Below are 25,166 nucleotides of genomic sequence, written 5' to 3'. Positions count from 1 at the left end.
TGGTGAAATTTACGCAAAAAGCGTGTTTTTCCTGCAAGATTTTTATAACAAAAAATTACCCTTATTGGCTGTTATTGCTCATTTTTATATCAGCACATGTGCTTTTGATATTTTCAATATTAACGGCAGGGAAAGATTATGGATCAATTGTTAAACCCGCTAGGGACAGATGGATTTGAGTTTGTTGAATATACCGCAGCAGATGAAAAAGGCATTGACGCGCTAAAAGCCCTTTTCACGTCATTGGGCTTTGCAGAAATTGCCAAGCACCGCTCTAAACAGGCATGGCTGTATCAGCAGGGAGACATCAGTTTTGTAGTTAATGCTCAACCTCATAGTCAAGCCGAAGCCTTTTCACGTCTGCATGGACCTTCAGTTTGTGGCATGGCATTTCGGGTTAAAGACAGCTCAGTAGCGCTAGAACATGCACTTGCTAACGGTGCGAAGCGATACGTGACAGAAATAGGACCAATGGAGCTTTCCATTCCGGCGATTTATGGCATAGGTGACAGCCTGATTTATTTTGTTGACCGTTACGGTGAACAGAGTATCTATGACGTTGATTTCTGCTTTTATGAAGATGCCGAGTCAAAGTGTCAGCAGCAGTCGGTGGGCTTACTTGAGATAGACCATCTAACCCATAATGTTAAACAAGGGCATATGGATACTTGGTCTGGCTTTTACGAACGTATCGGTAACTTCCGTGAAATTCGCTATTTTGATATTGAAGGCAAACTTACCGGCTTGGTGAGTCGAGCGATGACCGCACCTTGCGGCAAAATACGTATTCCTATCAATGAGTCATCTGATGATAAATCGCAGATAGAAGAGTTTATCCGCGAGTACAACGGCGAAGGCATCCAGCATATCGCGTTGAGTACTGACGATATTTACCACACTGTTAAAACACTGCGCGAGCGAGGTATGGATTTCATGCCAACCCCAGATACTTACTATGAAAAGGTCAATCAACGCGTTGAGGGGCATAGTGAAGATCTTGAACAGTTGAAAGATCTGCGCATATTGATTGATGGCGCACCAATGAAAGATGGCATTTTACTGCAAATTTTCACCCAAACGGTGATTGGTCCAGTGTTCTTCGAGATCATTCAGCGCAAAGGCAATCAAGGCTTTGGTGAGGGTAATTTTAAAGCGTTGTTTGAATCGATAGAAGAAGATCAGATCAGACGAGGAGTGCTATAGGATGCGTAAAGGGATTACTTATCCTCATCGAGAAGGGATTTGCTCAAAACAGGCTCACGCTGATTTCCCCACCGAAGGGATCTATGAGCGAGAGGCTGGGCGTGCTGGTTTTTTTGGTCCTGCTGCGCATTTTCATCATAAGCACCCGCCAACCGGTTGGAGTGATTGGGAGGGAGAGCTAAGACCAAGAGCATTCAACTTTAATCAAGTGAGTGATTCTGCGCAGTTATCGCCTTGGGATGTACCTTTGCTACTGTCAAACCAGCAATGCAAAATTAGAGTGTGGCAACTACAGCAAGCAATGCCATTTCTGGCGCGCAATGCCGATGGCGATGAGCTGTTATTCATTCATAAAGGCAGTGCTGAGCTTTACTGCGATTATGGTCACTTAAGCGTGGTGGAAGGCGACTATGTGCTGATCCCGCGCTCGACCAATTGGCGATTAGAGCCTCATCAGCCAATGTTCATTTTGATGATTGAAAACAGTGACGGCGCTTATTCATTGCCTGACAAGGGCATGGTGGGACAACATGCGGTGTTTGACCCTGCGGTGCTGGATGTCCCCGCAATCAACAAAGCATTTAAAGCGCAATACAGCGAGTCGATGACGCAAGTAAAAGTCAAACGGCATGGTGAAGTCAGCACCATTACTTACCCATTTAACCCACTTGATGCGATTGGCTGGCATGGGGATCTTTCGGTTGTCCGACTGAACTGGCGAGATATACGACCATTAATGTCGCATCGTTACCATTTGCCTCCGTCAGCACATACGACATTCGTCGGTGACGGGTTTGTGGTTTGCACTTTTGTACCACGACCGATTGAAAGTGATCCCGGCGCGCTGAAAGTACCGTTTTATCATAACAATGATGATTACGATGAAGTGCTGTTTTATCACGAAGGTGATTTTTTTAGCCGCGATAACATTGAAGCGGGGATGGTGACATTCCACCCGGCGGGCTTTACTCATGGACCCCATCCTAAAGCCTTTGCTGCTGGTCTTGCCTATCAGAAAAAGCGCACGGATGAGGTGGCGGTGATGATTGACACCCGCCATGCCCTAGCTTTTTCAGAGCAAGCGAAGCAGGTGGAACAGCCTGACTATGTCTACAGTTGGCGAGAGAGTAAGTGAGGACAGATGAAATTTGCAACCCTAAAAAATAAAACCAGAGATGGCATGTTCGTGGTGGTTAATCGTGAGCTGACGCGTTGTGTTGCTGTTCCTAATATCGCCAATACCTTGCAGCATGTTTTAGATAGTTGGTCACATTGTGCACCGCTATTGGAAGAGGTCTATAACGATTTGAATCGTGGCATTATTGAAGGATTCACTTTTGACTCAGCGCACTGCGAATCACCATTTCCTCGTGCATATCATTGGGCAGACGGCAGTGCTTACGTTAACCATGTTGAGCTAGTTCGCAAAGCGCGTGGCGCAGAAATACCAGAGAGCTTTTGGATCGACCCGTTAATGTACCAAGGCGGGTCAGATACATTCATTGGTCCTTGTGATGATATCGCTTTTTCGAGCGAATCGTGGGGGATTGATTTCGAAGCGGAAATTGCTGTGGTGACGGATGATGTCGCGATGGGCGCAGGGGAAGAAGAGTCGGGTAGAGCAGTGCGGCTATTAATGTTAGTCAATGATGTTTCCCTGCGCAGCTTGATACCAGCAGAACTTGCCAAAGGTTTTGGTTTTTATCAATCCAAGCCCTCGTCAAGCTTTTCACCGGTTGCCATTACACCTGATGAACTCGGTGATGCATGGCGTGGTAACAAGCTTCACTTACCGCTGCGCAGCTATTACAACGGGCAAATATTTGGCTGCCCGAATGCAGGGCAAGACATGACGTTTGATTTTAGTCAGTTAATAAAACACGCCGCAAAAACTCGCCCTCTCTCGGCAGGCACTATAATTGGTTCAGGGACAGTCTCTAATAAACAAGGCACCGATTTCGGCACATCGATCAGTGAAGGTGGCGTGGGTTATTCCTGCATTGCTGAGATACGTATGATTGAAACCATACGCGATGGCAGTCCGAGCACCACATTTATGCATTTTGGGGACCAAATTAAAATTGAAATGCTAGATGCACAAGGAAACAGCTTGTTTGGTGCCATAGAACAAAGGGTGGTAGAAAAACTATGAAGTTATATGGCTACTGGCGTTCATCGGCTGCGTATCGAGTAAGAATCGCGCTGAACCTTAAAAAAATCCCTTATGAATACTGTGCTGTGAATCTGGTTAAAGATGGTGGACAGCAACACAGCGAAGAGTTTCACCGTATCAATGTTAATGAGCTAGTCCCCGTGTTGGTAGATGGTGGCATTAGCATAAGTCAATCGTTGACCATTTTGGACTATTTAGACGAGCAATACCCAGAGCCAATGCTGATCCCTTTACATGGTGAAGTGCGCTACAAGGTAAAGGAGTTGGCGCAAGATATCGCGGTTGATATCCATCCCCTCAATAACCTCAGAGTGCAGCAATACTTAATTAACCATGCTGAGTTTGATAAGCAGGATGAGTTGGATTGGTTGAGGCACTGGATAATGGTTGGCTTTAGCGCGTTGGATGACAAGTTAAGACACACTGCCGGTGTCTACAGTGTTGGTGCACAAGTTTCGTTAGTTGATGTCTGCTTGGTTCCGCAGGTGTATAACGCTTTACGATTTGATGTTGATATTAGCCAGTATCCGACCATTGAGCGCTTGTATTATTCTTTAAATGAAATTAGCGCTTTCATGCTAGCAGCCCCTCAGTATCAACCGGATTCACCAATAAAAAAACCACCTAGCGAGTAGGTGGTTTTATAGAAATCATCCTTGGTAGATCTATAACTAGAGAAGGTTTGGCGGATAAGCTGCCAACTGTAGGCGTTTATTCGTATCCGCTTTAGCGCATCATTTGAGATTGGCGTTCTCTTTGCTGAATTTCAGCAATATTGAATTGACGCACATCCAGTGCTGCAAAGTCATAACACTCTTTGCAAGAGTGATGAAATAAGCCATCAATATAGTCATGTTTTGTAAGCAGGCTAGGCTTTTTACACCAGTCGCAAATACCTTCAATCGTGTACATGGAACGCTCCTACCGTTATCACCAAGAGTTATCGTAGGTGTTCATTATGACACAAATAGTTATTATAGGTTAACTGTTTGTTACGTGAAGCGAGAGGGAGATCGATTGCTTAGTCGATGGTTTGCGTGGTTTTTGTACTTTTACGTCTAATTAAATTATGTTCATGTAACATTTTATTAACGATTATTGCTGCTGCGCTCCAATATGATTTTTAACGAGTGATTTAGTCGTTTCATCTCTTCATCACTGCCTTTCAAGTCGGGATGGTAAATCTTACATAGCTGTTTGTAACGCTGCTTGATTTTACTCGTATCAGGGATTTGCTTCTCTTCAAAGCCGAACATCGCGCACGCTATTGAAAGTGGGGTGCTCGCTGGGGCTCTAACTGGGCTCGCTGAGCTAACGGTTGCTTGATGCTTCTTTAGCTGTTGGTAGAGCAGTTCGAGTTGTTGTTTCTGTTTTTTGAGTGCCCGATCTTGTTTTGCAATCTGTGTTTTTAGCTGCTGATTTTCAGATGCTGTTTGATCGGTAATCGCGAGAGCTTCACGGCGAGAGTCTAGATGGGCAAGTTGTTTTTTCCTACGCCATAGCCACGCAGAGCTTGCGGTTAAGCTCACAACGAGCAGTGTTGCCAGCGCAAGTTGTGGTTCGTATGGCAAGGAAGACCAAAACGAAGTGTCGTTTTGCGTCTCGCTCGATTCGCTATCAAGTTTGTTCATCTGCGCCAACTGTTTTGCGCGTTGCTGGTTGAACTGAGCTTCTAACAGTGCGGCATACGCTTCTTCCGCTGCAGGGTTTGACTCTGCGGCAACGTGATACCAAAGCTTGGCTTGAGATTGTGCATCAACATCAAGTTGGTGCTCTTGATATAATTGCCCAAGTTCAAACTGTGCTTTATCGTCACCAGAGATGGCAAGTTTGGTCAACCAGTAAAGGGCGTTATCAAGATTCGGTTTAGTTAATCCGCCATTGAGGTACTGGGCTACCAAATCGTATTGTGCCGGTTTGTATCGATTCTGTGCGGCTTGCTCTAGCCAATAGAATGCTTCTTGGTTCGATTTCTCTACTTCAGAGCCCTGTTGGTAAGCTTGTGAAACTTGGTATTGAGCGCGCGGGTTATCTAACTCGGCTTGGGCGAGTAGTTCAGAAAACGAAGGGCTAGAAGTGTTGGCGAAGGCGAGAGATGAAACGTAAAAGAGCAGAGTCGAAACAAATTTCATCATATTGCTGTCACTTCCTGTTTAGCTAGATTTACGCCCACACTGATGAAACAACAGTAACATAGTGTGGGCGATATCGATGACGATTATTTCAGAGGTAAGATCTGAATTTCAACGCGGCGGTTACATGCGCGACCCGCAGTGGTGTCGTTTGAGCACAATGGGAAACGCTCACCATAGCCACGAGAGATCGCACGACCTGGAGCAACACCTTGTTGAACAAGGTAGCTGCGAACAGACTCAGCACGGCGCTCTGAAAGTGTTTGGTTCATAGTGTCGTTACCAGTGCTGTCTGTGTGACCTTCGATCACGAGACTCGTGTCTGGGTATTCAACCAGAATAGTGGCAATGCCGCGTAGAGTGCGGTGGATTGACGGATCTAACTGGTAAGAACTTGAATTAAAGCCGATGCCATTTTCTAGACGAAGCAGCAGTTGGTTTTCACCAACACGTTCAACTTGTACACCAGAATCAAGCAGCTGTTTACGTAACGCGGCTTCTTGTTGGTCAAAGTAATATCCAGCACCACCACCGATTGCAGCACCGCCAGCGGCGCCAATCAATGCGTTTTTGCGGCGTTCTTTTGCGTTATCACCAGTCGCTAAACCTACTGCCACACCAGCGATGGCACCAATTAGTGCACCTTTAGTGGCCGAGTTAGTTTCAGATTCGCCAGTCGTCGCATTTTGACGTTGTGTCGCTTGGCAACCTGTTAAAGCGATAGTGAGTGCAAGAGCAAGAGTTAGTTTTTTCACGGAAAAGTTCTCCATGTGAAAGGGATATATTCAGAGTATTGATGGTCGTCAATAAAACTGATGACGTCCTGTATGTCAAACAGACACCACTATATTTGACACAAGATTAACAAGCAGTGAATAAAGCGTTCATTAATCCATCAAAATGAAGCAATAATAAAACAAACCGCAGATGCATTGTTCATCGACGGCTTGTTACTATTTTGGAATTTAGCGCAGCAATTTTGGGGCTTGTGCGCCATCAATAGGGCGGCTTACCGATAGCGTGCGACCTTTTTTTAGGCCGACTTCGTAATCATCGGTTAAGTTTTTCATCGCTTCGCGAAGCTGTTGTTTGAACGTTTCGCGGTCGATATTTTTAAACTCTTTATCGATGTAATCTTCAATTTTGTTGTTTGAGTCATCATCTGGCGCGATAAGCGGTAGCTTTTCTAGTGCACCTTCCACCCAACCTGAAATAAATGAGTTCACGCGACGAGTCACTTCCATTGAAGAGGTTCCCGTACCAGCAAAGCTGTTGCGGAATTTACCGGTGTGTTCGTTCAATTCACGGTAGACAATATCAAATGCAAAGGCGGCAAAGATCGCGCGGTCGGCTTCACCGATAAACTCAACACGCTTTAAGCCTTTGTGGTTGAGCAATACCGCTTCGACACCAAAGCGAGTGTTGATACCACGAATAATGCGCAGCAGCGTAGAGCTAATGTTTGATGGCAAAAGGTGAGTCGATTGGGTTTTGCCCATCTTGATAAACTCAATATCATCCTTATCCAAGCCATATTTGAGCATGAGGCTATGCGCCATTTTAATCGCATTGGCAGCTTCATTGACGTTGGCAGAGTTACCAAGTTCAAGACATTTGGCAATCTTTTTAAGGGCTTTTTGTTTATGCATTGACGACGACAAAACTCATAAAAATAACAAAGTCGACCATTTTAACGTGTTCTTGGTGTACGTCGCAACTTTAGTCTGAGAAATAATGAAGAAAGGCTCCGTCAATTCGGAGCCTTAGGGGAGGGGTTAAAGACCAAGCTCGCTTAGGAGATCATCCGCATCTGAATTGCCTTTAGCATCAGAGGTTTTCTCTTTTTCACGCATTTTTTGCTGCGCTTTTTCTAGAATGTCATCTGGGTTTTCATCTTCGTCTACTTCAAACTCTTCAAGTTGAATAAATTCAGTTTTATCCATAGCAAGTTCAAGGTAGAAGATGTTGTGGTTTTCAGTTGAGAAGGTGACTCGGCGTGCTTGCGGACGATCCAAGTTGGTGTCAACTGAAAGAATCACTTGTTTGTTTAAAGACAACATCTTCGGTTGGTTTTGCGTAATGTGCGTTTGCAGCTCTTTACGGATCTTATTGGTGAAATCGCCAACCAGTTGGTTCATCAGTTCACCAAGAACATCGCCCACTTCGTCTGAAGTATGCGCAATGGCCAGTTCTTCCGGTGGGAAGCCCATATGTTGCATGTATTTAGTGTACAGCTCTAAAGCGGCTTTGGCGGTAAAGTTGATCACCACTAGGCCTGAAAACCCGCCATCAAACAATACGAAGCAACCAAAATCAGGCTTAAGGCTGGTTTTATTGATTTTCTGCACCATCGCAGAATAAGAGACGTTAGAGTCAGTGGCTGAGCTAAGTACGCCAGACACCGACTGACAAAGTTTCAAAAGGATATCTTCTGTTGTTACGATTTTGTTCTTTTTCATTTGCTCGGTTCAAATGCTGCTGAGTGAGAGAACCAACCGCGATCAATATGCCTGCTTTCTTGAGCAGCTTTCACAAAAAATGGCTAATGAGGTTGGTTAAAGAGTTCTTCGTTTATTATGCGATAAAAAGCTGAAGATAAGTATTCGCCACAATTTCTATTTTGGCACTGTAATTCTGTTTTGATCACGCTTTTAAATGTTGTAAAGTGACGAAATTCAAAAGAATAACAACCCAATGCTGATTGGATCAGTGCCGTAGGGGCAGGACGCAATGTTACCAAGACTTCATTCTCATCAAGATATCGATCATGTGGTACTCAGTTTTTTAGATGAATTAAAAAACGCAGGCTTCACGGGCGATATCGAAACACAATATTCAAGCCGACTCGCAGTTGCAACCGATAACAGTGTTTATCAGCAATTACCGCAAGCTGTTATCCATCCACGAACCACGCATGATGTTGCTTTAATCGGCAAAATCAGTGTTAAGCCTATCTATGAGCGAGTTAAATTCTCTCCTCGTGGAGGCGGTACTGGGACAAATGGTCAGTCGTTGACCCAAGGCGTGGTGGTTGATTTATCGCGTCATATGAATCAAGTGCTTGAAATTAATGAGCAAGAAGGCTGGGTACGCGTGCAAACTGGCGTGATTAAAGACCAGCTTAATGATGCTGTTCGTCCTTATGGGTATTTTTTCTCACCGGATCTCTCTACCAGTAACCGAGCCACGCTCGGCGGAATGATCAATACCGATGCATCAGGTCAAGGCTCGCTAAAATATGGCAAAACGTCAGACCATGTTTTGTCACTGCAAGCGGTGTTTGCCGATGGTTCGATTTTAGAATCGGATTTATCACACGGTACGCCAGATGAAGGTAGTTATGCTGCCAGCGCATTACACGTTACGGAACAAGTATGCCGTGAAAAGCGCCCGCAAATACTGGCAAAATTCCCACCGCTAAATCGATTTTTAACCGGTTATGACTTGAAAAATGCCATTGATGAGCAAGATGACAGCTTCAACTTAACCCGTGTTCTATGTGGCGCAGAAGGTTCATTGGCATTCATAACTGAAGCCAAACTCAACCTGACTAAAATCCCCAAAGCGCGCACCTTAGTTAACGTTAAATACAACAGCTTTGATTCCGCTTTGCGCAATGCCACGTTTATGGTGGATGCTCAAGCGATGTCGGTGGAAACCGTTGACTCTAAAGTGCTTAACCTTGCCAAAGAAGACATTGTTTGGCACACGGTAAGTGACTTATTGACCGATGTACCTGGCAAAGATATGCAGGGCATCAACATGGTTGAATTTGCAGGGCAAGATTGCCAAGAGGTCGAACAGCAAGTTGCAGCGTTGACTGAGCGATTAGACAAAATGCTCGCGAGCGAAGAAGCGGGTATTATCGGCTATCAAGTGTGTAGTGACGTTACCAGTATCGGTAAAATCTACAACATGCGTAAAAAAGCAGTGGGTCTGTTAGGTGCAGCGAAAGGCCGTGCAAAGCCAGTCGCCTTTGCTGAAGATACCTGTGTACCACCTGAAAACTTGGCTGACTTTATCGTTGAGTTTCGTGAACTGTTAGATGACAAGCAACTTCAATACGGTATGTTTGGCCACGTTGATGCGGGTGTTCTTCATGTTCGTCCTGCGTTGGATCTGTGTGACCCACAGCAAGAACTGTTGATGCATGAAGTGTCTGATGAAGTGGTTAAGCTGGTGGCGAAATATGGCGGCTTAATGTGGGGTGAACACGGCAAAGGGTTCCGCTCTGAGTACGGTCCGGAATTCTTTGGTGAAGAGCTGTTTAATGAGCTTCGCCGTGTAAAATCTGCTTTTGACCCGCACAATAAAATGAACCCAGGTAAAATCTGTACGCCATTGGAAAGTGCGGATGAGTTAGTCAAAGTGACGGACACCAAACGTGGGTTTTATGATCGTCAGATCAACGTTGAGGTTCGTGATAGCTTTAAACAAGCGATGGAATGTAACGGCAACGGTTTGTGTTTCAATTACGATACCGCATCGCCAATGTGTCCATCGATGAAAGTGAGTGCCGATCGCCGTCATTCACCAAAAGGTCGAGCGGGTCTTGTACGCGAATGGCTGCGTCAGTTAACCGAACAAGGCATCGATATTCTTGACCTTGAACAGCAGGCACTTAAAACCGCATCAGTGAAAACCATGCTTGACCGCGTGCGCAATAGCTTTAATAAACGTCATCAGTATGACTTTTCTCATGAAGTCTATGAGGCAATGAATGGTTGTTTAGCGTGTAAGGCGTGTGCCAGCCAGTGTCCGATCAAAGTGGATGTTCCAAGTTTTAGAGCGCGTTTCTTAAATATCTATTACAGCCGCTATCAACGCCCAGCTAAAGACTATTTGGTGGCGAATATTGAAATCATGCTACCGTTGATGGCAAAAGCGCCCACGTTGGTTAACGGTGTGCTGAAGCAAAAATGGGTACAAGATGTGACAGCGGCAACGGTAGGCTATATCGATGCTCCGCTGTTGTCGGTTCCTACCTTGGCTAAACGCGTTAAACAGCTTAAACCATTTGATATGCAAGCTCTGGCTGCCATGTCTGGTGAAGAGAAAGCCGAGCATGTGTTGATCGTCCAAGATCCGTTCACTAGCTACTACGATGCCGATGTGGTGGATGATTTCGTTAAGCTAATTACTAAGCTCGGCAAAACACCTGTCTTGTTGCCGTTCAAACCAAACGGTAAAGCGCAGCATATCAAAGGGTTCTTAGCTCAGTTTGCGAAAAGTGCGAAAAACACCGCGATGTTCTTAGAGCAAGTGGCGGACTTATCAATTCCGATGGTGGGTGTCGATCCTGCATTGGTGTTGTGTTACCGCGACGAGTATGACGAAATTCTTGGTGATAAACGTGGCGAATTTGATGTATTGACCGTTCATGAGTGGATGCTGCCAAGGCTGAACGAGTTTACTCAACTTGAAGCAAAGGGTGAGGCTTGGTATCTGCTCGCTCATTGTACGGAGAAAACCAAACTGCCGAACGCAGAAAAAGAGTGGGGCGCGATTTTTACCCATTTTGGCGCTAAGCTAAATACAGTCCCTGTGGGTTGTTGTGGTATGGCGGGTACGTTTGGACACGAAGTCGATAAGCTAGAGATGTCAAAAGACATTTATGAGTTGAGTTGGAAACCGCGTTTTGAAGAGTTACCAACCGATCGATGCTTAGTGACAGGTTACTCGTGCCGAAGCCAAGTTAAACGCTTTGAAAAAGTGAAAACCAAGCACCCACTACAAGCCCTATTAGAGATTATGTAATGGAGATATTGGAACGAAAGATTCCACCCGTGGCGGTTTTTATTATTTTTATTGTTGCGATGGTGAAGTTTGATCAATCCTTGCTAGGTTTCGCCGCTGAGTTTCCCCTGCCTTGGTGGGGGCTAGCGGTTTCGATTGTGCTTTCTGGCGTGATTGGCGTGGCTGGCGTTAATGAATTTCGTAAAGCAAAAACGACAGTCAATCCAGTGAAAGTGGACAGTGCGAGCACCGTGGTGGACAGTGGTATCTTTGCTTACAGCCGAAACCCCATGTATTTGGCATTGCTGATTTTATTAGTCGGTATTGGCTATTGGCAGCAAAATATCATTTGTTTGTTGTTACCGATAGGTTTTGTGCTTTATATGAATCGCTTTCAAATAGCGCCAGAAGAGAGAGCTTTAGAAGCCTTGTTTGGTGTGCAGTACATCGATTACAAAAATCGAGTCAGACGCTGGATTTAGCCTACTTTAAAAATGAACGAGTTAAACGAAAAAGCCGCAGAGAGATCTGCGGCTTTTGTTTGTTTCAAGAGAAATTACGCGGCTTCAAACGCCAATGCTTTTTTCTCTAGTTGACGGAACAGCAGAGTAAGCACGCCATTGACCAGCAGGTAGAACAGACCAGCAATACCGAACACCGTCAGCGTGTCATAGGTTTGAGCATTGATTCTTTGCGCATAGCCCATCAAATCCATAATGGTGATGGTACTCGCGAGTGATGTGCCTTTAAACACCAAAATCACCTCATTGGAATAAGCAGGCACAGCGCGACGAAGAGCGTAAGGCAGTAACACCTTCAAGCTCTGTGCTTTACTCATTCCCAATGCTTTACACGCTTGCCATTGCCCAGAAGGAATGGTGTTAAACGCGCCTTTAAACAACTGAGTACTGTATGCGGCGGTATTCAATGCAAGGGCAAACATGGCACAGAACCATGGCTGGCTTAGCCAGTTCCATAAAATACTCTCTCTAACCCATTCAAATTGTCCCGGTCCATAGTAGACCAAGAAAATCTGTACCAGTAGTGGCGTCCCCGTAAATAGGATGATGATGCCACGACTTAGCCAATGAAGAACGGGCGTACGCATGATCAAAATGACCGTCATTAATAGAGAAAGCAGGCAGCCAACTAGGAGAGAGGCGATGGTCAGTTGGAAACTGGTGACCAGCCCATCAAGCATTTGCCATAGATGTTCTTGCTTCATGCTTTGGCTCCTTTCAGTTCACTCATGCCTTTGATAGCAAATTTACCGTCGATAATTTTAACTAAATACTGGGTGATTAAGGTGATCACAAGGTAGATAGCCGCAGCGGTGGCGTACCATGTAAATGCTTCATGAGTTGAGGCAGACGTTAACTGAGCTTGCTTCAATAGATCCGTTACACCAATTAGTGATACCAGCGCGGTATCTTTAAGTAGTACTAGCCATTGGTTAGTCAGCCCGGGAAGAGCATGACGAACCGCTTGTGGCAATATAATCTTAAAAAAGGCATGCGCTCGGCTCATACCGAGTGCGGCGGCAGCTTCACGTTGACCTCTATTGACTGCTTTCAGCGCGCCACGAATGGTTTGAGAAGCGTATGAAGAGAAAATCAGCGAGAGGGCAATAACGCCGGAGATAAACGGGCTAATTTCAATAAACTCGCCAGTGATAAGAAACAGCACTTGCGTGGAGCCAAAGTAGATAAACAGCACCACTAATAGTTCAGGTAAGCCACGAACGACAGTGACAAATGCTGTAGTTGGCCATTTAAAGGCGACGCGACGAGACATCTCGCCGGTTGCGAATACTACTGCCAATACAAGACCAACAATCAAACTGGTGCAAGCAAGCTGAATAGTCATCCAGCTAGCTTGTACGAGTGATAAAGAATAACCCGTTAAACCCATATTAGTTACCGAAGTACTTAGTGTGGATGTCTTGGTAAACGCCATTGCTTGAAACCGTCGCAAGCGCTTTGTTTAGCTTTTCGACAAGTGCTTGGTTGTCTTTGTTGACTGCAATACCGAAACCGTTACCAAAGTATTTTGCATTGGTGATGTTGTCACCAACGTAAGCTAGCTTGTTGTCATCTTTTTTAAACCACTCAGCAACAACGGCATTGTCACCAAATACAGAGTCGATACGACCATTTTTCATGTCGATGAAAGCGTCTTGGTAGCTTGAGTAAGGTACGGCTGTCACACCTGGCATTTGCTCCATTAGGAAGCTTTGGTGTGTTGAACCGTTTTGTACGCCTACACGTTTACCTTCTAGTGCCGCTTGGTCTGCGACTTTACCTTCCATTGCAATAAATGCAGCGGCATTGTCGTAGTATGCGTTACTGAAGTTAACTTGCTCTAAACGCGCGTCAGTAATATCCATTGCTGAAATTGCCGCGTCGTAACGCTTGAATTTAAGGGCAGGGATCAAGCTATCGAAGGCTTGGTTGTGGAAGGTACATTTTGCTTTCATCTCTTCACACAGGGCGTTAGCAAGATCAACATCGAAACCTTGGATTTGGTTGCTTTCATCCATGTATTCAAAAGGAGGGTAAGTCGCTTCCATCACAAACTTGATCTCTTCCTGTGCAAGAGCGTGAGTTGAAACAACACCGATTAACGAAGCTAGAAGGATTTTTTTCATTGTATTACTCCATAAATTACAAGGGCTGACTCCGTCAATGGGCAGCGAAAGTTTAAATTGTGTGACTTAAATGAATAATTAGTGCTTTAGGTAATCGGCAAACGCAGTGGTTTGCGGATTGGAAAATATCTCATTAGTGCCATGTTCGACGATGTGACCTTTCTCTAAATAGAGAACATGCGATGCGATTTTCTTTGCAAAATCGACTTCATGCGTCACAACAACTTGAGTGATTCCCGTCGCGCTCAACTCTTTAATAATTTCGACCACTTGAGTGGTGATCTCAGGGTCAAGTGCTGCAGTTGGTTCGTCAAAAAGCAACACCTCTGGCTTCATCATTAGAGCTCTTGCTATCGCGACACGTTGCTGTTGTCCACCCGACAGTTGTAATGGCCAAGTATCCGCTTTATCGGCGAGTTGCAGCGTAGTAAGTATTTCTAATGCTTGTTTTTTTGCTTCTTCAACTGTCATGCCTGCTACTTTAACCGGTGCTTCAATCAGGTTTTGCATTACCGTCATGTGAGGCCACAAGTTGTACTGCTGAAATACCATGCCGACTTTGCGGCGTAGTTGCAGTTCTTGTTTTTCTGCAATCGGCGCAGAGAAATCAAATTGATGATCCGTAATCGATAGCTGACCATCGTCTGCGCTTTCAAGTAAGTTCAATACACGAAGCAGTGAGCTTTTTCCCGCGCCACTTGGACCAAGCAATACAAGTGTCTCGCCGTTGTTGCATTCGAAGCTAACATCGTGAAGAACTTGGGTAGTGCCGTAAGATTTGTTGATTTGCTTTACTTGAATACTCATGCTTAAAAACTGCATTAATTACCACATGGCATTCATACTACTAAAACTGCGAAATTATGCAATAAAAATGTATATAAATTTATCTTGTTAATATTATGTATAAATATTGACCAGTAAGATAATAGATATCACTGAATAAATAGATGGTGATAAATGTCTCTATGCAGTGTTATGCATTTAATCAAAAGTTAACTCGACGGGTGATAGCGTGTTTATAACAAGGTGAATCTTTTAATGATGAAGGGGCAAAGTTCGAAGAAAAGGAAGGTTTGGTGGGCATATCGCAGGCGTAAAAAAGCCCCGCTATTTTAGCGAGGCTCGATGTAGCGAGTTACTTTCAAGCAGCGGCTTGAGAAAATTGCGCTAGAAACGCATCTTTTCGCTCGTGGAAACGGTTAACTAAGTCATCGATATCTTCTTGGTTGTATGGCTTAAGACCACTTGCAACCATGCGTTTGATGCCTTTACCGACCACTTCACCATCTTGAATGAAGTCAAAGTTTAATGTGACAAGACCGCGTTTACCTTCGACATCAAAAGTAGCACCAGAGAAGGTCACTTCAGGGTCAGTCAAATCAAGGCGCTCAAATTCGATTTCCATACTTTCGTAGATCACTAATGGGCGCTGGCAGTTGATCATCATCTGCTTCTCTTCCATTAGCGGTACCATAATGTGCGGGAAGTTCATGCCTGAGAAGCGAACATAATTTGCGACCACATGCTCAATAAATTCCGCATTTTGGTTAACGTCGCCTTCGCGGTTCATGTGCAGGTATTCTTTACCATTAGCATCAACTACTGCGGCTTCTTTTTCGCATTTGTTGTCGATATGAAGTGCAACACCGTCACTCACCATTCCAGAGAAGTTAAAGCGCATTTTATGGCTGATACCTTGCTTGCTTAGTAATACGGCAAACAGTAGGTCCCCAGGAACACAGAAGCGCTTGTTGTCTTCGTCGTGAATTGGGTTGAAGTCGCCTGCCACTTTTTTAGCAAAATGGCTCGCTTGAAGGCGAGTGAATTGGAATTGATGATCTTGTGTAGAAAAGTACGATGATAGAAACATATCTTACGCTTAGTAGCCAAAACTGCTTGCGATTATATATGAGGAATTGGCTAGACTGGTCAATCCAGTGATGATGTTGAAAAGATCTCTGTAGTCAGTCATAGCAAAGGGTGCAACCCAAATGATTGCACCCTTGAGACGTTCAATACTCTAATTAACTATATATCAGATACTTGGCAGGGTATTGTCTGGCATTAGGTCATTATGGATAGCTTGTTTCAATAGGGTATTTGCCTGTTCTATATCAGGGGCAAAGTAGCGGTCTTTATCATAGAAAGTGACCTTTTCACGCAGCCTTTGCTTGGCAATTTCAATCCTGTTTGAGGATTTAAGCGGCGCTCTAAAGTCGAGCCCTTGTGCGGCTGAAAGATACTCGACGGCCAAAATACCACGGGTATTTTCCGCCATATCACGCAAACGTCTACCAGCAAATGTCGCCATTGAAACGTGGTCTTCTTGGTTCGCTGACGTTGGCAGACTGTCAATCGAAGCTGGGTGGGCAAGGGTTTTGTTCTCACTCGCCAATGCAGCGGCTGTAACTTGAGCAATCATAAAGCCCGAGTTGACTCCGCCATTATCAACCAAGAATGGTGGCAGTTTGCTTAATGCGCTATCAATTAGCAGCGCCATACGTCGTTCAGACAAACTGCCAATTTCAGCAATCGCCAGTGCTAAGTTATCGGCTGCCATGGCGACAGGCTCTGCGTGGAAGTTGCCGCCTGAGATGATGTCACCATCTTCGGCAAAGACGAGAGGGTTATCAGATACAGAGTTGGCTTCAACTTGTAAAATCTCGGCGGAATTGCGTATTTGTTGTAAACATGCGCCCATCACCTGAGGCTGGCAGCGCAGTGAGTAAGGGTCTTGAACCTTTTCACATTCAGTGTGGGATTGACCAATCTCACTGCTGTTATCAAGCATCTGGCGATACGCCGTTGCGGCATCCATTTGAGCGCGATGACCGCGGACACGATGAATACGTGGGTCAAATGGCTTACGACTACCTAGCGCCGCATCTACAGACATTGCGCCACATACGGTTGCCGAGGCATAGAGGTCTTCTGCGGCAAAGAGCCCTTCCAGAGCAAAGGCTGTTGAGGCTTGTGTACCATTGAGCAGCGCTAAGCCTTCTTTTGGTGCCAGTGTGATTGGGCTTAAACCTGCGATAGCAAGCGCCTCAATTCCTGAAATGACTTTGCCATTATGGCGAGCTTGCCCTTCACCTAGTAGAACAGTGCTCATGTGTGCCAGAGGCGCTAAATCACCCGAGGCGCCGACTGAGCCTTTTTTTGGTACGCATGGGTAGACTTGGGCATTGACCAGTTCAACTAAAGCTTGGATGACCGATAAGCGAATGCCGGAATAACCACGGGCAAGGCTATTGATTTTAAGCACCATCATCAGGCGGACGGTCTCATCAGACATAAATTTGCCTATGCCTGCTGCATGAGACAAAACAATACTTTTTTGCAGTACTTCGAGATCTTTAGGTTCGATGCGGGTATTGGCGAGTAAACCAAAGCCAGTGTTGATGCCATAAACGGTGCGATCTTCAGCGATAACCAGCTCTACCACCGCAGCACTTTGTTCAATCGCTGCGAATGACTCGGGATCTAAGCTGAGGTTAACCGGAGAACGACTGATTTGACGTAATTGCTTCAGGTTCAGGCAACCAGGCTTAAGTATTAGGTTTAACATCTTCATTCTCCTAACGCAGCTTAGCGAGTTCTTGGTTGAGCATAGGTAGATCGAGACGTTGATCAGCTGCACACTGCTTGGCAATATCGTAGCCGGCATCAGCATGTCGCATCACGCCAGTTGCTGGATCATTGTGTAATACTCGCGCAATGCGTCGGCTTGCATCGTCACTGCCATCACAGCAAATTACCATGCCAGAGTGTTGTGAGAAGCCCATGCCTACACCGCCACCGTGATGTAGCGATACCCAAGTAGCGCCACTTGCCGTATTGAGTAGGGCATTGAGGAGCGGCCAGTCGGAAACGGCGTCAGAACCATCGAGCATCGATTCGGTTTCACGGTTAGGGCTTGCAACTGAGCCTGAATCTAAGTGGTCGCGACCAATCACAATAGGAGCTTTTAGCTCACCATCTTTGACCATTTGGTTAAACGCTTGGCTTAAACGCTCGCGGTCTTTTAGTCCAACCCAACAAATACGCGCTGGTAACCCTTGGAATTGAATGCGTTCGCGCGCCATATCGAGCCAGTTGTGCAAATGCGGGTCATCGGGGATCAGCTCTTTTACTTTCTGATCGGTTTTGTAAATGTCTTCAGGGTCACCAGAAAGAGCAGCCCAGCGGAAAGGTCCAATACCTTCACAAAATAGCGGGCGAATGTACGCAGGCACAAAACCTGGGAAGTCAAAGGCATTCTCTACACCTTCTTCTAGTGCCATCTGGCGAATATTATTGCCGTAGTCGAGAGTTGCAGCGCCGCGAGATTGCAGCTCAAGCATCGCTTTGACTTGGGTTGCCATCGATTGTTTTGCAGCGGCGACGACTTTGTTTTCATCTTGTTGACGCATTTGCTCGGCAAATTCCATGCTCCAGCCTTGCGGCAGGTAACCATTGAGAGGATCGTGTGCAGAGGTTTGGTCGGTGACAACATCTGGGGTGATATTGCGTTCAACCAGTTCAGCAAATATGTCTGCAGCATTGCCGAGCAGACCGATTGAAACTGGCTCATCACTGCTGTAAATGAGTTCTAATGCTTCATCTAGGCTGGTGGCTTTTTTATCGACATAACCAGTACGTAAACGGTAATCAATGCGAGATTCATCGCACTCAACCGCAAGCATTGAAAAACCGGCCATAGTCGCAGCAAGAGGTTGTGCGCCACCCATGCCCCCAAGACCACCAGTAAGAATCCAACGACCTTGGCTTTGGCCTGCAAAATGTTGTTTGGCTACGGCGACAAATGTCTCGTAGGTGCCTTGAACAATGCCTTGCGTGCCGATGTAGATCCAGCTACCTGCGGTCATTTGCCCGTACATCATTAAGCCCTGCTTATCGAGCTCGTTAAAGTGCTGCCAATTTGCCCAGTGCGGTACGAGATTAGAGTTAGCAATTAACACTCGTGGAGCATCTTTGTGGGTTGGAAATACACCGACAGGTTTGCCTGATTGCACAAGCAATGTTTGATCTTCTTCGAGACGCTCCAATACTTCAACGATTTTGTCATAACACGCCCAATTACGGGCCGCACGACCGATGCCACCATAAACCACTAAAGCATGGGGATGCTCAGCCACATCGGGATCGAGGTTGTTCATCAGCATGCGCAGTGGGGCTTCGGTTAACCAAGAACGAGCACGTAGCTTGGTTCCATGTGGGGCACGAATAGTACGTTGTGTGTCGAGACGCGTGTCGTTACTGCTGCGTTCCGTCATAAGAAGACTCCTTGTGATTCACTATTTTTCAGAGAAGGCGTTGGCAATATCCCAACACAACCTTGCTGCGAGCCGAGCCGTTTGGCTATCGACGTCATAGGTGGGGTTGTATTCAGCAATATCGGCAATCACCAACTTTTCTTTGTAATGGAGGATCCGCTCTAAAAAGAGGTTTATGGTATCCAAACTGATGCCACGTGGCGCCGGTGAGCTAACACCTGGGGCTATCGCGGCAGGGAAAACATCCAAATCGATAGTGAGATAGATGTAGTCACAGTTATCGATAAAGTGTTGAAGTTGGGTTAAGTGGTAAATGTGGTTGAGATGAGAGAGATCTTTATCTTCTACATACCAAACATTAAGTTTTTCAGCTCGTTCAAATAGCGCAGGTGTGTTACTTGCGCGGCTGACGCCTAAGCAGGCGTAGTGAAATGGCCATTGTTTCTCTTGGCAGTAATGTTGAATTTGAGTAAATGGTGTTCCAGAACTGGTCTTGATATCGACACTAGGGTGTTCAAAGGCACGTAAGTCAAAGTGTGCATCGAAATTGATAATGCCAATTCGTGGTGCAGATGCGAGATTAAGATGTTGTAGATGCTGCGCTAAACCGAGAAACGAAGCCCATGCGACCTCATGTCCACCACCTAAGGTGATAACGGGCGTAGAACGCAGAGCCAGAGCGATCACCTCTGCGCATTGAGACTGCGCTTGTTCAAGCAGATCGTCGTCGCAAGTAACGGTACCTAAATCGATTAGCCGGCTCTGTTTATGCCACGCCATATTTGCTAACGCGCGGCGGATCAAATCAGGCGCTTTACGTGCGCCAACACGCCCTTTATTGCGCGCGACTCCGGCATCGCAAGCAAAACCGATAATGCTCACTGCATTTTGATGCGGTTGCAACTCGCTCACTTGCATTGACTTTATTACGCTATGGACACGGCTTCCTGCTGCGCCATCTTCATCATCGACACGTCCTTGCCAATGAAATTCTTGCTGGGTAATGGGTGGTTTAGGCATAACTTACCGCTCCCTGAATCAGTCTGGCGTATAAACGTTTTACGCCTTGTAGATAACTAAATTCAGCGGGGTGTTCGACATCCCATATTGCTAAGTCTGCATCGAAACCAATCTCAATTTGACCGCGATTGTTACCCACGCCGAGTGCTGAGGCTGCGTGGCATGTCACCCCACGTAGTGTTTCTTCAGGCGTGAGGTTAAATAACGTACAACCCATATTCATCATCATAGTCAAATCTGCGAAGGGTGAGGTGCCTGGATTGATATCACTGGCAATCGCCATGGGGACTTTATATTGGCGAAGTAACTCAATTGGTGGCTTTTGAGTTTCACGTAGGAAGTAAAAAGCGCCCGGAAGCAGGTTAGCTACCGTGCCTGAATTTGCCATGGCGATTACGCCAGCTTCATCAAGGTATTCAATATGATCCGCAGATAATCCGTTATACCGAGCGGTTAAAGCGCTGCCACCTAAATTGGAGAGCTGCTCTGTGTGCCCTTTGACGGCTAAGCCATGTTGCTGCGCCGCTTGAAAAACTCGTTCTGTTTGCGCGGTGCTAAAGCCAATTGATTCGCAAAATACATCAACGCTGTCGGCTAAGCTCTCGCTGGCAGCGGCAGGGATAATCTCTTCACATACTAAATCTATGTAGCGCTCAGCTTGATTTTTAAATTCTGGTGGCACGGCGTGAGCGGCTAATAAAGTGGTTGAGACTCGAATTTGGCGGTGGTTCTCTAGTGCTTTGGCTGCGCGAAGCATTTTCAATTCATCGCTGAGCGTTAACCCATAACCGGATTTGATCTCAACACTAGTGACGCCACTATTGATTAGCCCGTCAAGCCTGAGCAGCGCTTGTTCTGTAAGCTGTTGCTGGCTGGCTAAGCGTGTGGCCTTCACTGTAGCAAGAATGCCACCACCTTGTTGAGCAATGGTTTGATAGGGCACGCCGTTGAGACGCATTTCAAATTCATTGGCTCGATTGCCAGCGTAGATAAGATGAGTATGAGAGTCGATAAACCCCGGGGTGACCAACTTGCCTTGGCAATCGAGGACATCAGTAACGGATGTATCTAGGCGATGCTGGCTGATGGCAGCGATTTTGCCATCACGCAGATAGAGGTGGGCATCAAGCACCTGATAACCGTTAGTTCCAGGCACCATAGTCACTAAGCGAGCGTTTTCTAATAGAAAATCATACTTAGCGGAAGCCGAGTCATTTGTTCTGCCTGTATCGTTCATACTCATCACTTTAATATAATGTATATACAAATAATGGTAGCAAGTAGTGCGTTGATCAAGCGATATGTAACCGAAATGTGATCGGTTTATAGAATAATTAACGAGGTATTAGGTTAATGGTCGAGCTTAATTTGTATCTGGAACCCGGATGATAGAGTAGTGCACTGCTGACTAAATTGTTGCCGCTCCAAGTTCGACGGTTGAGCAACAAGCAGGGCTCACTTTCTGATATTTTGAGTAGCTTGCGTTTTTTGCTGTCAATGGTGACGGCTTCTACACTGTGTTCAATCGCGCTAAGAGGGCAGGCATCAAACAAGTATTGGGTTGGCGTTTGCTCGGTGAAATCTTGCTTAAGGTAGTCAGTGGCAAATTCGGGGTTAACCCATCTCAGTTCTAACTGAATCGGTAATTCATCCGCATAGTGTATGATTTCACTAAAGAATACTAGGCTGCCACGCATCACGCCTAACTTAGTTGCGGTGGCTTCATCGGCACTTATCTGTGACTGCGCGATTACTTTATTGCTGTATGATTGACCGCGTTCAGTGACCTCAATTGCGATGTTTCTTATATCAACCAATGGCGATTCTGCCTTGTCTTGAACTTGGCAAACAAAGGTACCTAGCTTTGGTGTACGTTGCAGGCGACCATCGCTGACTAAATCTCGAATGGCTTTATTGACCGTCATTCGGCTGACATTGAATTGCTCGGTCAGTTCGAGTTCTGTGCTAATGCGCTGACCGACAGACCAAATACCAGAATCGATCTGGTTGATAATGTAACGTTTGATTTGCTGGTATAGCGGTAATTGCGACATGAACTTCTACTCATTAATATTGACTATACAAATGTAATGGTTTTGACCTAACAAATGCAAGTTCAGATTAAAATGCAATCTAGCGAATGAGAGTGCACGCAATTATTGCTTGCACCAGCACTGATGGATGTGAGATATAAATTCGAGCTCACTATTTCGTGATTAAGCGAAAAAAATAAGAATCAGCAAAGGGAACAAGATGTTTGGAAAGTTAAAAGCTTCATTAGGTATTGGGGCTGCAAAAGTCGACACCGTGTTAGACAGCATGGCGGTAGTACAAGGTGGTAGTGTTAAAGGTGTGGTGCATATTCAAGGTGGTGACGTTGAGCAACAAATTGATGCTATCAACCTCAAACTTTGTACTGAAGTGAAAGTCGAGTCCGATAATGGTGTTAGTTACCAAGAGTTTATTCTAGGTCAGCTGCAAGCGGTACAACCATTTGTGATTGAGGCTAATCAGGCAAAGCAAGTACCGTTTGAGCTAAAACTGCATGACGAAACGCCAGTGACGGCATTAAATGCACTTAAAAACCAGTGCCATATTTGGTTAGAAACCACGCTTGATATTGATTTTGCTATCGATCCAAAAGATCGTGATTATGTTGAAGTTCATCCGCTGCCGGTTGTGTCTAAAGTACTGGCTGCGATAGGGCGAGGCGGTTTTGAAATGGTTAAAGCGGATGTTGAAAAAGGCTACCTGCGCGGTGGCAATTTCAGCTCAAAGTCTGGTTGTTACCAAGAAATCGAATTTAGAAACGGCGGTTTTATTAATAAGAAAGAGATCGAGTTGTCGTTTGTACTTGAAGGTGGGTGGGTACACTGCTTAGCTGAAGTTGACCGCTCACTGGGCATGCGTGGTGATCAATATCTCTCATTCACCTTATCTCGTGACGCATCGGACGCAGAAGTTCACTCGGCTGTTTCACGAGTTCTAGCGATCTAATCACTCGCCCCATAACGGTACCGATAAGCAAAAGTAAACGCGATGTCGGTACTGTTATCAGCATTGATCATATTTTCGACCACTGAAAACTCCACTGCTGATTGCACCATTTGGTAGCGATACCCTAACGTGACTTCTGTTGCCACCTTGGCAAAATCATCATCTGCATTAGAAATACCTTCATACAGACCAAACTGTCCGATCAAAAAATGGTTTTGATACCATTGATACTGGTAACTGGCTCCGACAAACCAATTATTGGATACGTAAGGCATTAGCGTGAAATTGGTCGGTGTATCTCGATAAGTTTGGCTAAGAGTGACATCTACACCGTGATTGCCATTGAGGTAACCATAGTTGAGCTGCAACGCTTGCTCCCAGTCGCTGTGCGCAAAAAGAGTGTTTCCAATATCGCTATAGTACAAACTCCATCCTAACGATAACCCGTGGCGTGTTGTTTGATAGAGTTGGTATTGCAGGTAGCTGTATAAGCCTTGACTTAGCACCTCTCCACGAAAATCACGCTCCTCGATACCATAGTTTGGGATGTCGATGAGGTATCGGTCATTCTCGACCAAATCACGGCCATTTTGGTCGATGGAGAACCAATCATGGAACGCGATAGTGAGCGAATCTAGATGGTTGTTGCCGGCATAATTCCAGCGATAACCCAATTCAAATTGCCAAGATTGATCGATTTGCCATTTTCCACCAAGCTGCAATTGGTTTTGGTAGTAGTCGAGTTCATAGTGTCCGTTCTGCGCCCAGATACTGGCGGCAGTGAGTGAGGCGGAAAGTTCGACGTTGTCGACTGGCAATGAAAAACCCGAGCGTAATTGCGGGGCCAGCCCATTAGTAATGAATGGTGATTGTGCGTAAGTTTGTAGCGGACCATAGTTGGCTGGTGGAGGCGTTATTGCGTGTACATTGAGTGCGGTTATTAATGGCGCGCCCGCCAAAATAATGGTTGTGTTCATATCTCAACTCTTATAGTTATTCTTGATAAAACTATAGTTTAGTAATTGAGAAATGAGACATAAATAGATTAAAAACAGGCTGATAGTTCAGCCTGTTTGACGATTAAGCAGCACTCAAGTTGGTGGTAATGTAAGGTTGCCAAGCATCTTGATAAAGTTGGCGAGATTGGCGGCGCATGGTTTCGATTTGCGCGGTTTCAAATTCACTTAGTACACGTTGCTCTGTTTCTGCCTGGCGCTCAATATGTTGGATTTGCTCATATAAGCTATGTTCGTGTCCAGATTTAACATCAGCAATGGCTTTCAAATGCAATTGTACTTCTGCGACCAGATTGGTTTTCGGCAGTTTAACCAATAGGTTTAAATCACGATAACCTGAAGCGGCTGGCTTTTTGAAACGGTTTTTGACTTTTACGATAGTCGTTTCACGGTCAAGAACTTCATAGACTTCCATTAAACTTGCTACGTCATCTGCGACAATAGTGGCTCGCGCTAAGTCAGTGATTCGGTTTACTTGGTTGTCCAGTTCAAGAGCAATTTTTTCTTGTGCACGTTGAGACGATTTTACGCCTGCAAAATAGGCGTCAGTGCTGGTAAGAAGAGCGGTACTTTTACAGATGGTCTCTAGCTCGAACTGAGCTTGGTGCGCCTTACTGTAAAGCACATCGAAATCAGAATAAGGTTGAATTGGCGTAGTATCAGTGGATGAAATGCCATACAAGCCACTTAAATTGTGCTTGAAGGCTTTGGAACAAACCTGATCTTGGTTGGTATTTAGGTTGCCTTCACTATTAGGCGCAACCACAGGCATGGCGGCAAAAGCTGAAGAACGGCTTAGCATTAATAGCATAATTGCCGTCGTTCGCAGGAAAAAGCTCATTCACTCTCCTCAGAATTGTCGTTGCTTAGAAAAAAGGGGAATTAAAATCATCACACCTAAACAAAACAAGTCTTACACTATCTATTGGGGCTACCTGAGCAAACTCAATCCTATCAAATAGC

At 45.5% G+C, this 25,166-nt stretch carries 24 protein-coding genes; 7 read left to right on the top strand and 17 right to left on the bottom strand.

Going from position 1 to position 25,166, the window contains the following annotated elements:
* Nucleotides 1–138: 138 nt before the first annotated feature.
* From hppD to maiA, 4 genes are read left to right on the top strand one after another with little or no spacing between them, the layout of a single operon-like run.
* The gene (gene hppD / locus H2O73_RS11735) at nucleotides 139–1,203 is read left to right on the top strand and encodes a 4-hydroxyphenylpyruvate dioxygenase (RefSeq protein ID WP_182109037.1); all 1,065 of its coding nucleotides are present in this window, start codon (nucleotides 139–141) and stop codon (nucleotides 1,201–1,203) included.
* Nucleotide 1,204: 1 nt separating this feature from the next.
* On the top strand, nucleotides 1,205–2,338 hold the full coding sequence (locus H2O73_RS11730) for a homogentisate 1,2-dioxygenase (protein WP_182109036.1): 1,134 nt from the start codon (nucleotides 1,205–1,207) through the stop codon (nucleotides 2,336–2,338).
* A 6-nt stretch (nucleotides 2,339–2,344) separates the two neighbouring features.
* A complete protein-coding gene (locus H2O73_RS11725) occupies nucleotides 2,345–3,355 on the top strand; it encodes a fumarylacetoacetate hydrolase family protein (protein WP_182109035.1) in 1,011 nt (336 codons plus the stop codon).
* Nucleotides 3,352–4,011 (top strand): maleylacetoacetate isomerase, encoded by a 660-nt coding sequence (gene maiA / locus H2O73_RS11720; RefSeq protein ID WP_182109034.1) that lies wholly within the window; start codon nucleotides 3,352–3,354, stop codon nucleotides 4,009–4,011. Before H2O73_RS11725 ends, maiA begins: the two co-directional genes overlap by 4 nt.
* Nucleotides 4,012–4,102: 91 nt before the next feature.
* Here the strand turns inward: maiA and H2O73_RS11715 are convergent, their stop codons facing one another.
* The 5 genes from H2O73_RS11715 to H2O73_RS11695 all read right to left on the bottom strand — a co-directional run bounded on the left by H2O73_RS11715 (nucleotide 4,103) and on the right by H2O73_RS11695 (nucleotide 7,967).
* Complete coding sequence (locus tag H2O73_RS11715) at nucleotides 4,103–4,288, bottom strand: hypothetical protein (protein WP_182109033.1); 186 nt, start codon at nucleotides 4,286–4,288, stop codon at nucleotides 4,103–4,105.
* A 176-nt stretch (nucleotides 4,289–4,464) separates the two neighbouring features.
* Complete coding sequence (locus H2O73_RS11710; RefSeq protein ID WP_182109032.1) at nucleotides 4,465–5,511, bottom strand: tetratricopeptide repeat protein; 1,047 nt, start codon at nucleotides 5,509–5,511, stop codon at nucleotides 4,465–4,467.
* Between the two features lie 83 nt (nucleotides 5,512–5,594).
* Nucleotides 5,595–6,263, bottom strand: coding sequence for a YiaD family glycine zipper/OmpA-like lipoprotein (locus H2O73_RS11705; RefSeq protein ID WP_182109031.1), 669 nt, complete (start codon nucleotides 6,261–6,263; stop codon nucleotides 5,595–5,597).
* A gap of 210 nt (nucleotides 6,264–6,473) precedes the next feature.
* On the bottom strand, nucleotides 6,474–7,157 hold the full coding sequence (locus H2O73_RS11700; RefSeq protein WP_182109030.1) for a DUF2786 domain-containing protein: 684 nt from the start codon (nucleotides 7,155–7,157) through the stop codon (nucleotides 6,474–6,476).
* 126 nt (nucleotides 7,158–7,283) lie between these two features.
* Entirely contained in the window at nucleotides 7,284–7,967 is a 684-nt protein-coding gene (locus H2O73_RS11695; RefSeq protein WP_182109029.1) for a DUF3334 family protein, read from the bottom strand.
* Nucleotides 7,968–8,238: 271 nt separating this feature from the next.
* Here H2O73_RS11695 and ydiJ point away from each other — a divergent pair, with 271 nt between their 5' ends.
* Both ydiJ and H2O73_RS11685 read left to right on the top strand, forming a co-directional pair.
* Nucleotides 8,239–11,265: a D-2-hydroxyglutarate dehydrogenase YdiJ gene (gene ydiJ, locus H2O73_RS11690; RefSeq protein ID WP_182109028.1), complete on the top strand. Its 3,027-nt coding sequence runs from the start codon at nucleotides 8,239–8,241 to the stop codon at nucleotides 11,263–11,265.
* Nucleotides 11,265–11,726 (top strand): methyltransferase family protein, encoded by a 462-nt coding sequence (locus H2O73_RS11685; RefSeq protein WP_182109027.1) that lies wholly within the window; start codon nucleotides 11,265–11,267, stop codon nucleotides 11,724–11,726. The genes ydiJ and H2O73_RS11685 overlap by 1 nt, the downstream gene beginning before the upstream one ends.
* Before the next feature lie 74 nt (nucleotides 11,727–11,800).
* Here the strand turns inward: H2O73_RS11685 and artM are convergent, their stop codons facing one another.
* The 10 genes from artM to hutC form a co-directional block, all read right to left on the bottom strand.
* Nucleotides 11,801–12,469 (bottom strand): arginine ABC transporter permease ArtM, encoded by a 669-nt coding sequence (gene artM, locus H2O73_RS11680; protein ID WP_182109026.1) that lies wholly within the window; start codon nucleotides 12,467–12,469, stop codon nucleotides 11,801–11,803.
* Nucleotides 12,466–13,155, bottom strand: a complete 690-nt coding sequence (gene artQ / locus H2O73_RS11675) for an arginine ABC transporter permease ArtQ (protein ID WP_182109126.1) — start codon at nucleotides 13,153–13,155, stop codon at nucleotides 12,466–12,468. Before artQ ends, artM begins: the two co-directional genes overlap by 4 nt.
* Before the next feature lies 1 nt (nucleotide 13,156).
* On the bottom strand, nucleotides 13,157–13,891 hold the full coding sequence (locus H2O73_RS11670; RefSeq protein ID WP_182109025.1) for a lysine/arginine/ornithine ABC transporter substrate-binding protein: 735 nt from the start codon (nucleotides 13,889–13,891) through the stop codon (nucleotides 13,157–13,159).
* A 78-nt stretch (nucleotides 13,892–13,969) separates the two neighbouring features.
* Entirely contained in the window at nucleotides 13,970–14,698 is a 729-nt protein-coding gene (artP, locus tag H2O73_RS11665) for an arginine ABC transporter ATP-binding protein ArtP (RefSeq protein ID WP_281364223.1), read from the bottom strand.
* Nucleotides 14,699–15,035: 337 nt separating this feature from the next.
* Nucleotides 15,036–15,764 (bottom strand): DUF3581 domain-containing protein, encoded by a 729-nt coding sequence (locus H2O73_RS11660; RefSeq protein WP_182109023.1) that lies wholly within the window; start codon nucleotides 15,762–15,764, stop codon nucleotides 15,036–15,038.
* Nucleotides 15,765–15,929: 165 nt separating this feature from the next.
* Entirely contained in the window at nucleotides 15,930–17,468 is a 1,539-nt protein-coding gene (gene hutH, locus H2O73_RS11655) for a histidine ammonia-lyase (protein ID WP_182109022.1), read from the bottom strand.
* A gap of 4 nt (nucleotides 17,469–17,472) precedes the next feature.
* A complete protein-coding gene (gene hutU / locus H2O73_RS11650) occupies nucleotides 17,473–19,170 on the bottom strand; it encodes a urocanate hydratase (RefSeq protein ID WP_182109021.1) in 1,698 nt (565 codons plus the stop codon).
* Between the two features lie 21 nt (nucleotides 19,171–19,191).
* A complete protein-coding gene (gene hutG / locus H2O73_RS11645; protein ID WP_182109020.1) occupies nucleotides 19,192–20,190 on the bottom strand; it encodes a formimidoylglutamase in 999 nt (332 codons plus the stop codon).
* Nucleotides 20,183–21,427 (bottom strand): imidazolonepropionase, encoded by a 1,245-nt coding sequence (gene hutI / locus H2O73_RS11640; protein WP_182109019.1) that lies wholly within the window; start codon nucleotides 21,425–21,427, stop codon nucleotides 20,183–20,185. The genes hutG and hutI overlap by 8 nt, the downstream gene beginning before the upstream one ends.
* 97 nt (nucleotides 21,428–21,524) lie before the next feature.
* Nucleotides 21,525–22,244: a histidine utilization transcriptional repressor HutC gene (gene hutC / locus H2O73_RS11635; protein ID WP_182109018.1), complete on the bottom strand. Its 720-nt coding sequence runs from the start codon at nucleotides 22,242–22,244 to the stop codon at nucleotides 21,525–21,527.
* 199 nt (nucleotides 22,245–22,443) lie between these two features.
* On the opposite strand from hutC, the gene H2O73_RS11630 reads away from it, so the two are divergent.
* A complete protein-coding gene (locus tag H2O73_RS11630) occupies nucleotides 22,444–23,187 on the top strand; it encodes a sporulation protein (RefSeq protein ID WP_182109017.1) in 744 nt (247 codons plus the stop codon).
* Here H2O73_RS11630 and H2O73_RS11625 read toward each other — a convergent pair.
* The gene (locus H2O73_RS11625; protein ID WP_182109016.1) at nucleotides 23,184–24,164 is read right to left on the bottom strand and encodes a DUF3187 family protein; all 981 of its coding nucleotides are present in this window, start codon (nucleotides 24,162–24,164) and stop codon (nucleotides 23,184–23,186) included. The two genes, H2O73_RS11630 and H2O73_RS11625, sit on opposite strands and share 4 nt — an antisense overlap.
* A 103-nt stretch (nucleotides 24,165–24,267) precedes the next feature.
* The gene (locus H2O73_RS11620) at nucleotides 24,268–25,044 is read right to left on the bottom strand and encodes a RelA/SpoT domain-containing protein (RefSeq protein ID WP_182109015.1); all 777 of its coding nucleotides are present in this window, start codon (nucleotides 25,042–25,044) and stop codon (nucleotides 24,268–24,270) included.
* Nucleotides 25,045–25,166: the final 122 nt, after the last annotated feature.

Source organism: Vibrio marinisediminis, assembly GCF_014050145.1.
GTDB classification, from domain to species: Bacteria; Pseudomonadota; Gammaproteobacteria; order Enterobacterales; family Vibrionaceae; genus Vibrio; species Vibrio marinisediminis.
Note: the sequence above shows the minus strand (reverse complement) of the source record. Positions and strands in the feature narration are given on the sequence as shown.

Excerpts from the sequence above, each read along its gene's own strand:
- H2O73_RS11620 (WP_182109015.1), bottom strand. The coding sequence starts at position 25,044 with ATGAGCTTTTTCCTGCGAACGACGGCAATTATGCTATTAATGCTAAGC.
- hutG (WP_182109020.1), bottom strand. The coding sequence starts at position 20,190 with ATGCCTAAACCACCCATTACCCAGCAAGAATTTCATTGGCAAGGACGT.
- hutC (WP_182109018.1), bottom strand. The coding sequence starts at position 22,244 with ATGTCGCAATTACCGCTATACCAGCAAATCAAACGTTACATTATCAAC.
- artM (WP_182109026.1), bottom strand. The coding sequence starts at position 12,469 with ATGAAGCAAGAACATCTATGGCAAATGCTTGATGGGCTGGTCACCAGT.
- H2O73_RS11725 (WP_182109035.1), top strand. The coding sequence starts at position 2,345 with ATGAAATTTGCAACCCTAAAAAATAAAACCAGAGATGGCATGTTCGTG.
- hutI (WP_182109019.1), bottom strand. The coding sequence starts at position 21,427 with ATGAACGATACAGGCAGAACAAATGACTCGGCTTCCGCTAAGTATGAT.
- H2O73_RS11625 (WP_182109016.1), bottom strand. The coding sequence starts at position 24,164 with ATGAACACAACCATTATTTTGGCGGGCGCGCCATTAATAACCGCACTC.
- H2O73_RS11630 (WP_182109017.1), top strand. The coding sequence starts at position 22,444 with ATGTTTGGAAAGTTAAAAGCTTCATTAGGTATTGGGGCTGCAAAAGTC.
- artP (WP_281364223.1), bottom strand. The coding sequence starts at position 14,698 with ATGAGTATTCAAGTAAAGCAAATCAACAAATCTTACGGCACTACCCAA.
- H2O73_RS11715 (WP_182109033.1), bottom strand. The coding sequence starts at position 4,288 with ATGTACACGATTGAAGGTATTTGCGACTGGTGTAAAAAGCCTAGCCTG.
- H2O73_RS11695 (WP_182109029.1), bottom strand. The coding sequence starts at position 7,967 with ATGAAAAAGAACAAAATCGTAACAACAGAAGATATCCTTTTGAAACTT.
- H2O73_RS11685 (WP_182109027.1), top strand. The coding sequence starts at position 11,265 with ATGGAGATATTGGAACGAAAGATTCCACCCGTGGCGGTTTTTATTATT.
- H2O73_RS11710 (WP_182109032.1), bottom strand. The coding sequence starts at position 5,511 with ATGATGAAATTTGTTTCGACTCTGCTCTTTTACGTTTCATCTCTCGCC.
- H2O73_RS11700 (WP_182109030.1), bottom strand. The coding sequence starts at position 7,157 with ATGCATAAACAAAAAGCCCTTAAAAAGATTGCCAAATGTCTTGAACTT.
- maiA (WP_182109034.1), top strand. The coding sequence starts at position 3,352 with ATGAAGTTATATGGCTACTGGCGTTCATCGGCTGCGTATCGAGTAAGA.
- hutU (WP_182109021.1), bottom strand. The coding sequence starts at position 19,170 with ATGACGGAACGCAGCAGTAACGACACGCGTCTCGACACACAACGTACT.
- hutH (WP_182109022.1), bottom strand. The coding sequence starts at position 17,468 with ATGAAGATGTTAAACCTAATACTTAAGCCTGGTTGCCTGAACCTGAAG.
- H2O73_RS11660 (WP_182109023.1), bottom strand. The coding sequence starts at position 15,764 with ATGTTTCTATCATCGTACTTTTCTACACAAGATCATCAATTCCAATTC.
- ydiJ (WP_182109028.1), top strand. The coding sequence starts at position 8,239 with ATGTTACCAAGACTTCATTCTCATCAAGATATCGATCATGTGGTACTC.
- H2O73_RS11730 (WP_182109036.1), top strand. The coding sequence starts at position 1,205 with ATGCGTAAAGGGATTACTTATCCTCATCGAGAAGGGATTTGCTCAAAA.
- artQ (WP_182109126.1), bottom strand. The coding sequence starts at position 13,155 with ATGGGTTTAACGGGTTATTCTTTATCACTCGTACAAGCTAGCTGGATG.
- hppD (WP_182109037.1), top strand. The coding sequence starts at position 139 with ATGGATCAATTGTTAAACCCGCTAGGGACAGATGGATTTGAGTTTGTT.
- H2O73_RS11670 (WP_182109025.1), bottom strand. The coding sequence starts at position 13,891 with ATGAAAAAAATCCTTCTAGCTTCGTTAATCGGTGTTGTTTCAACTCAC.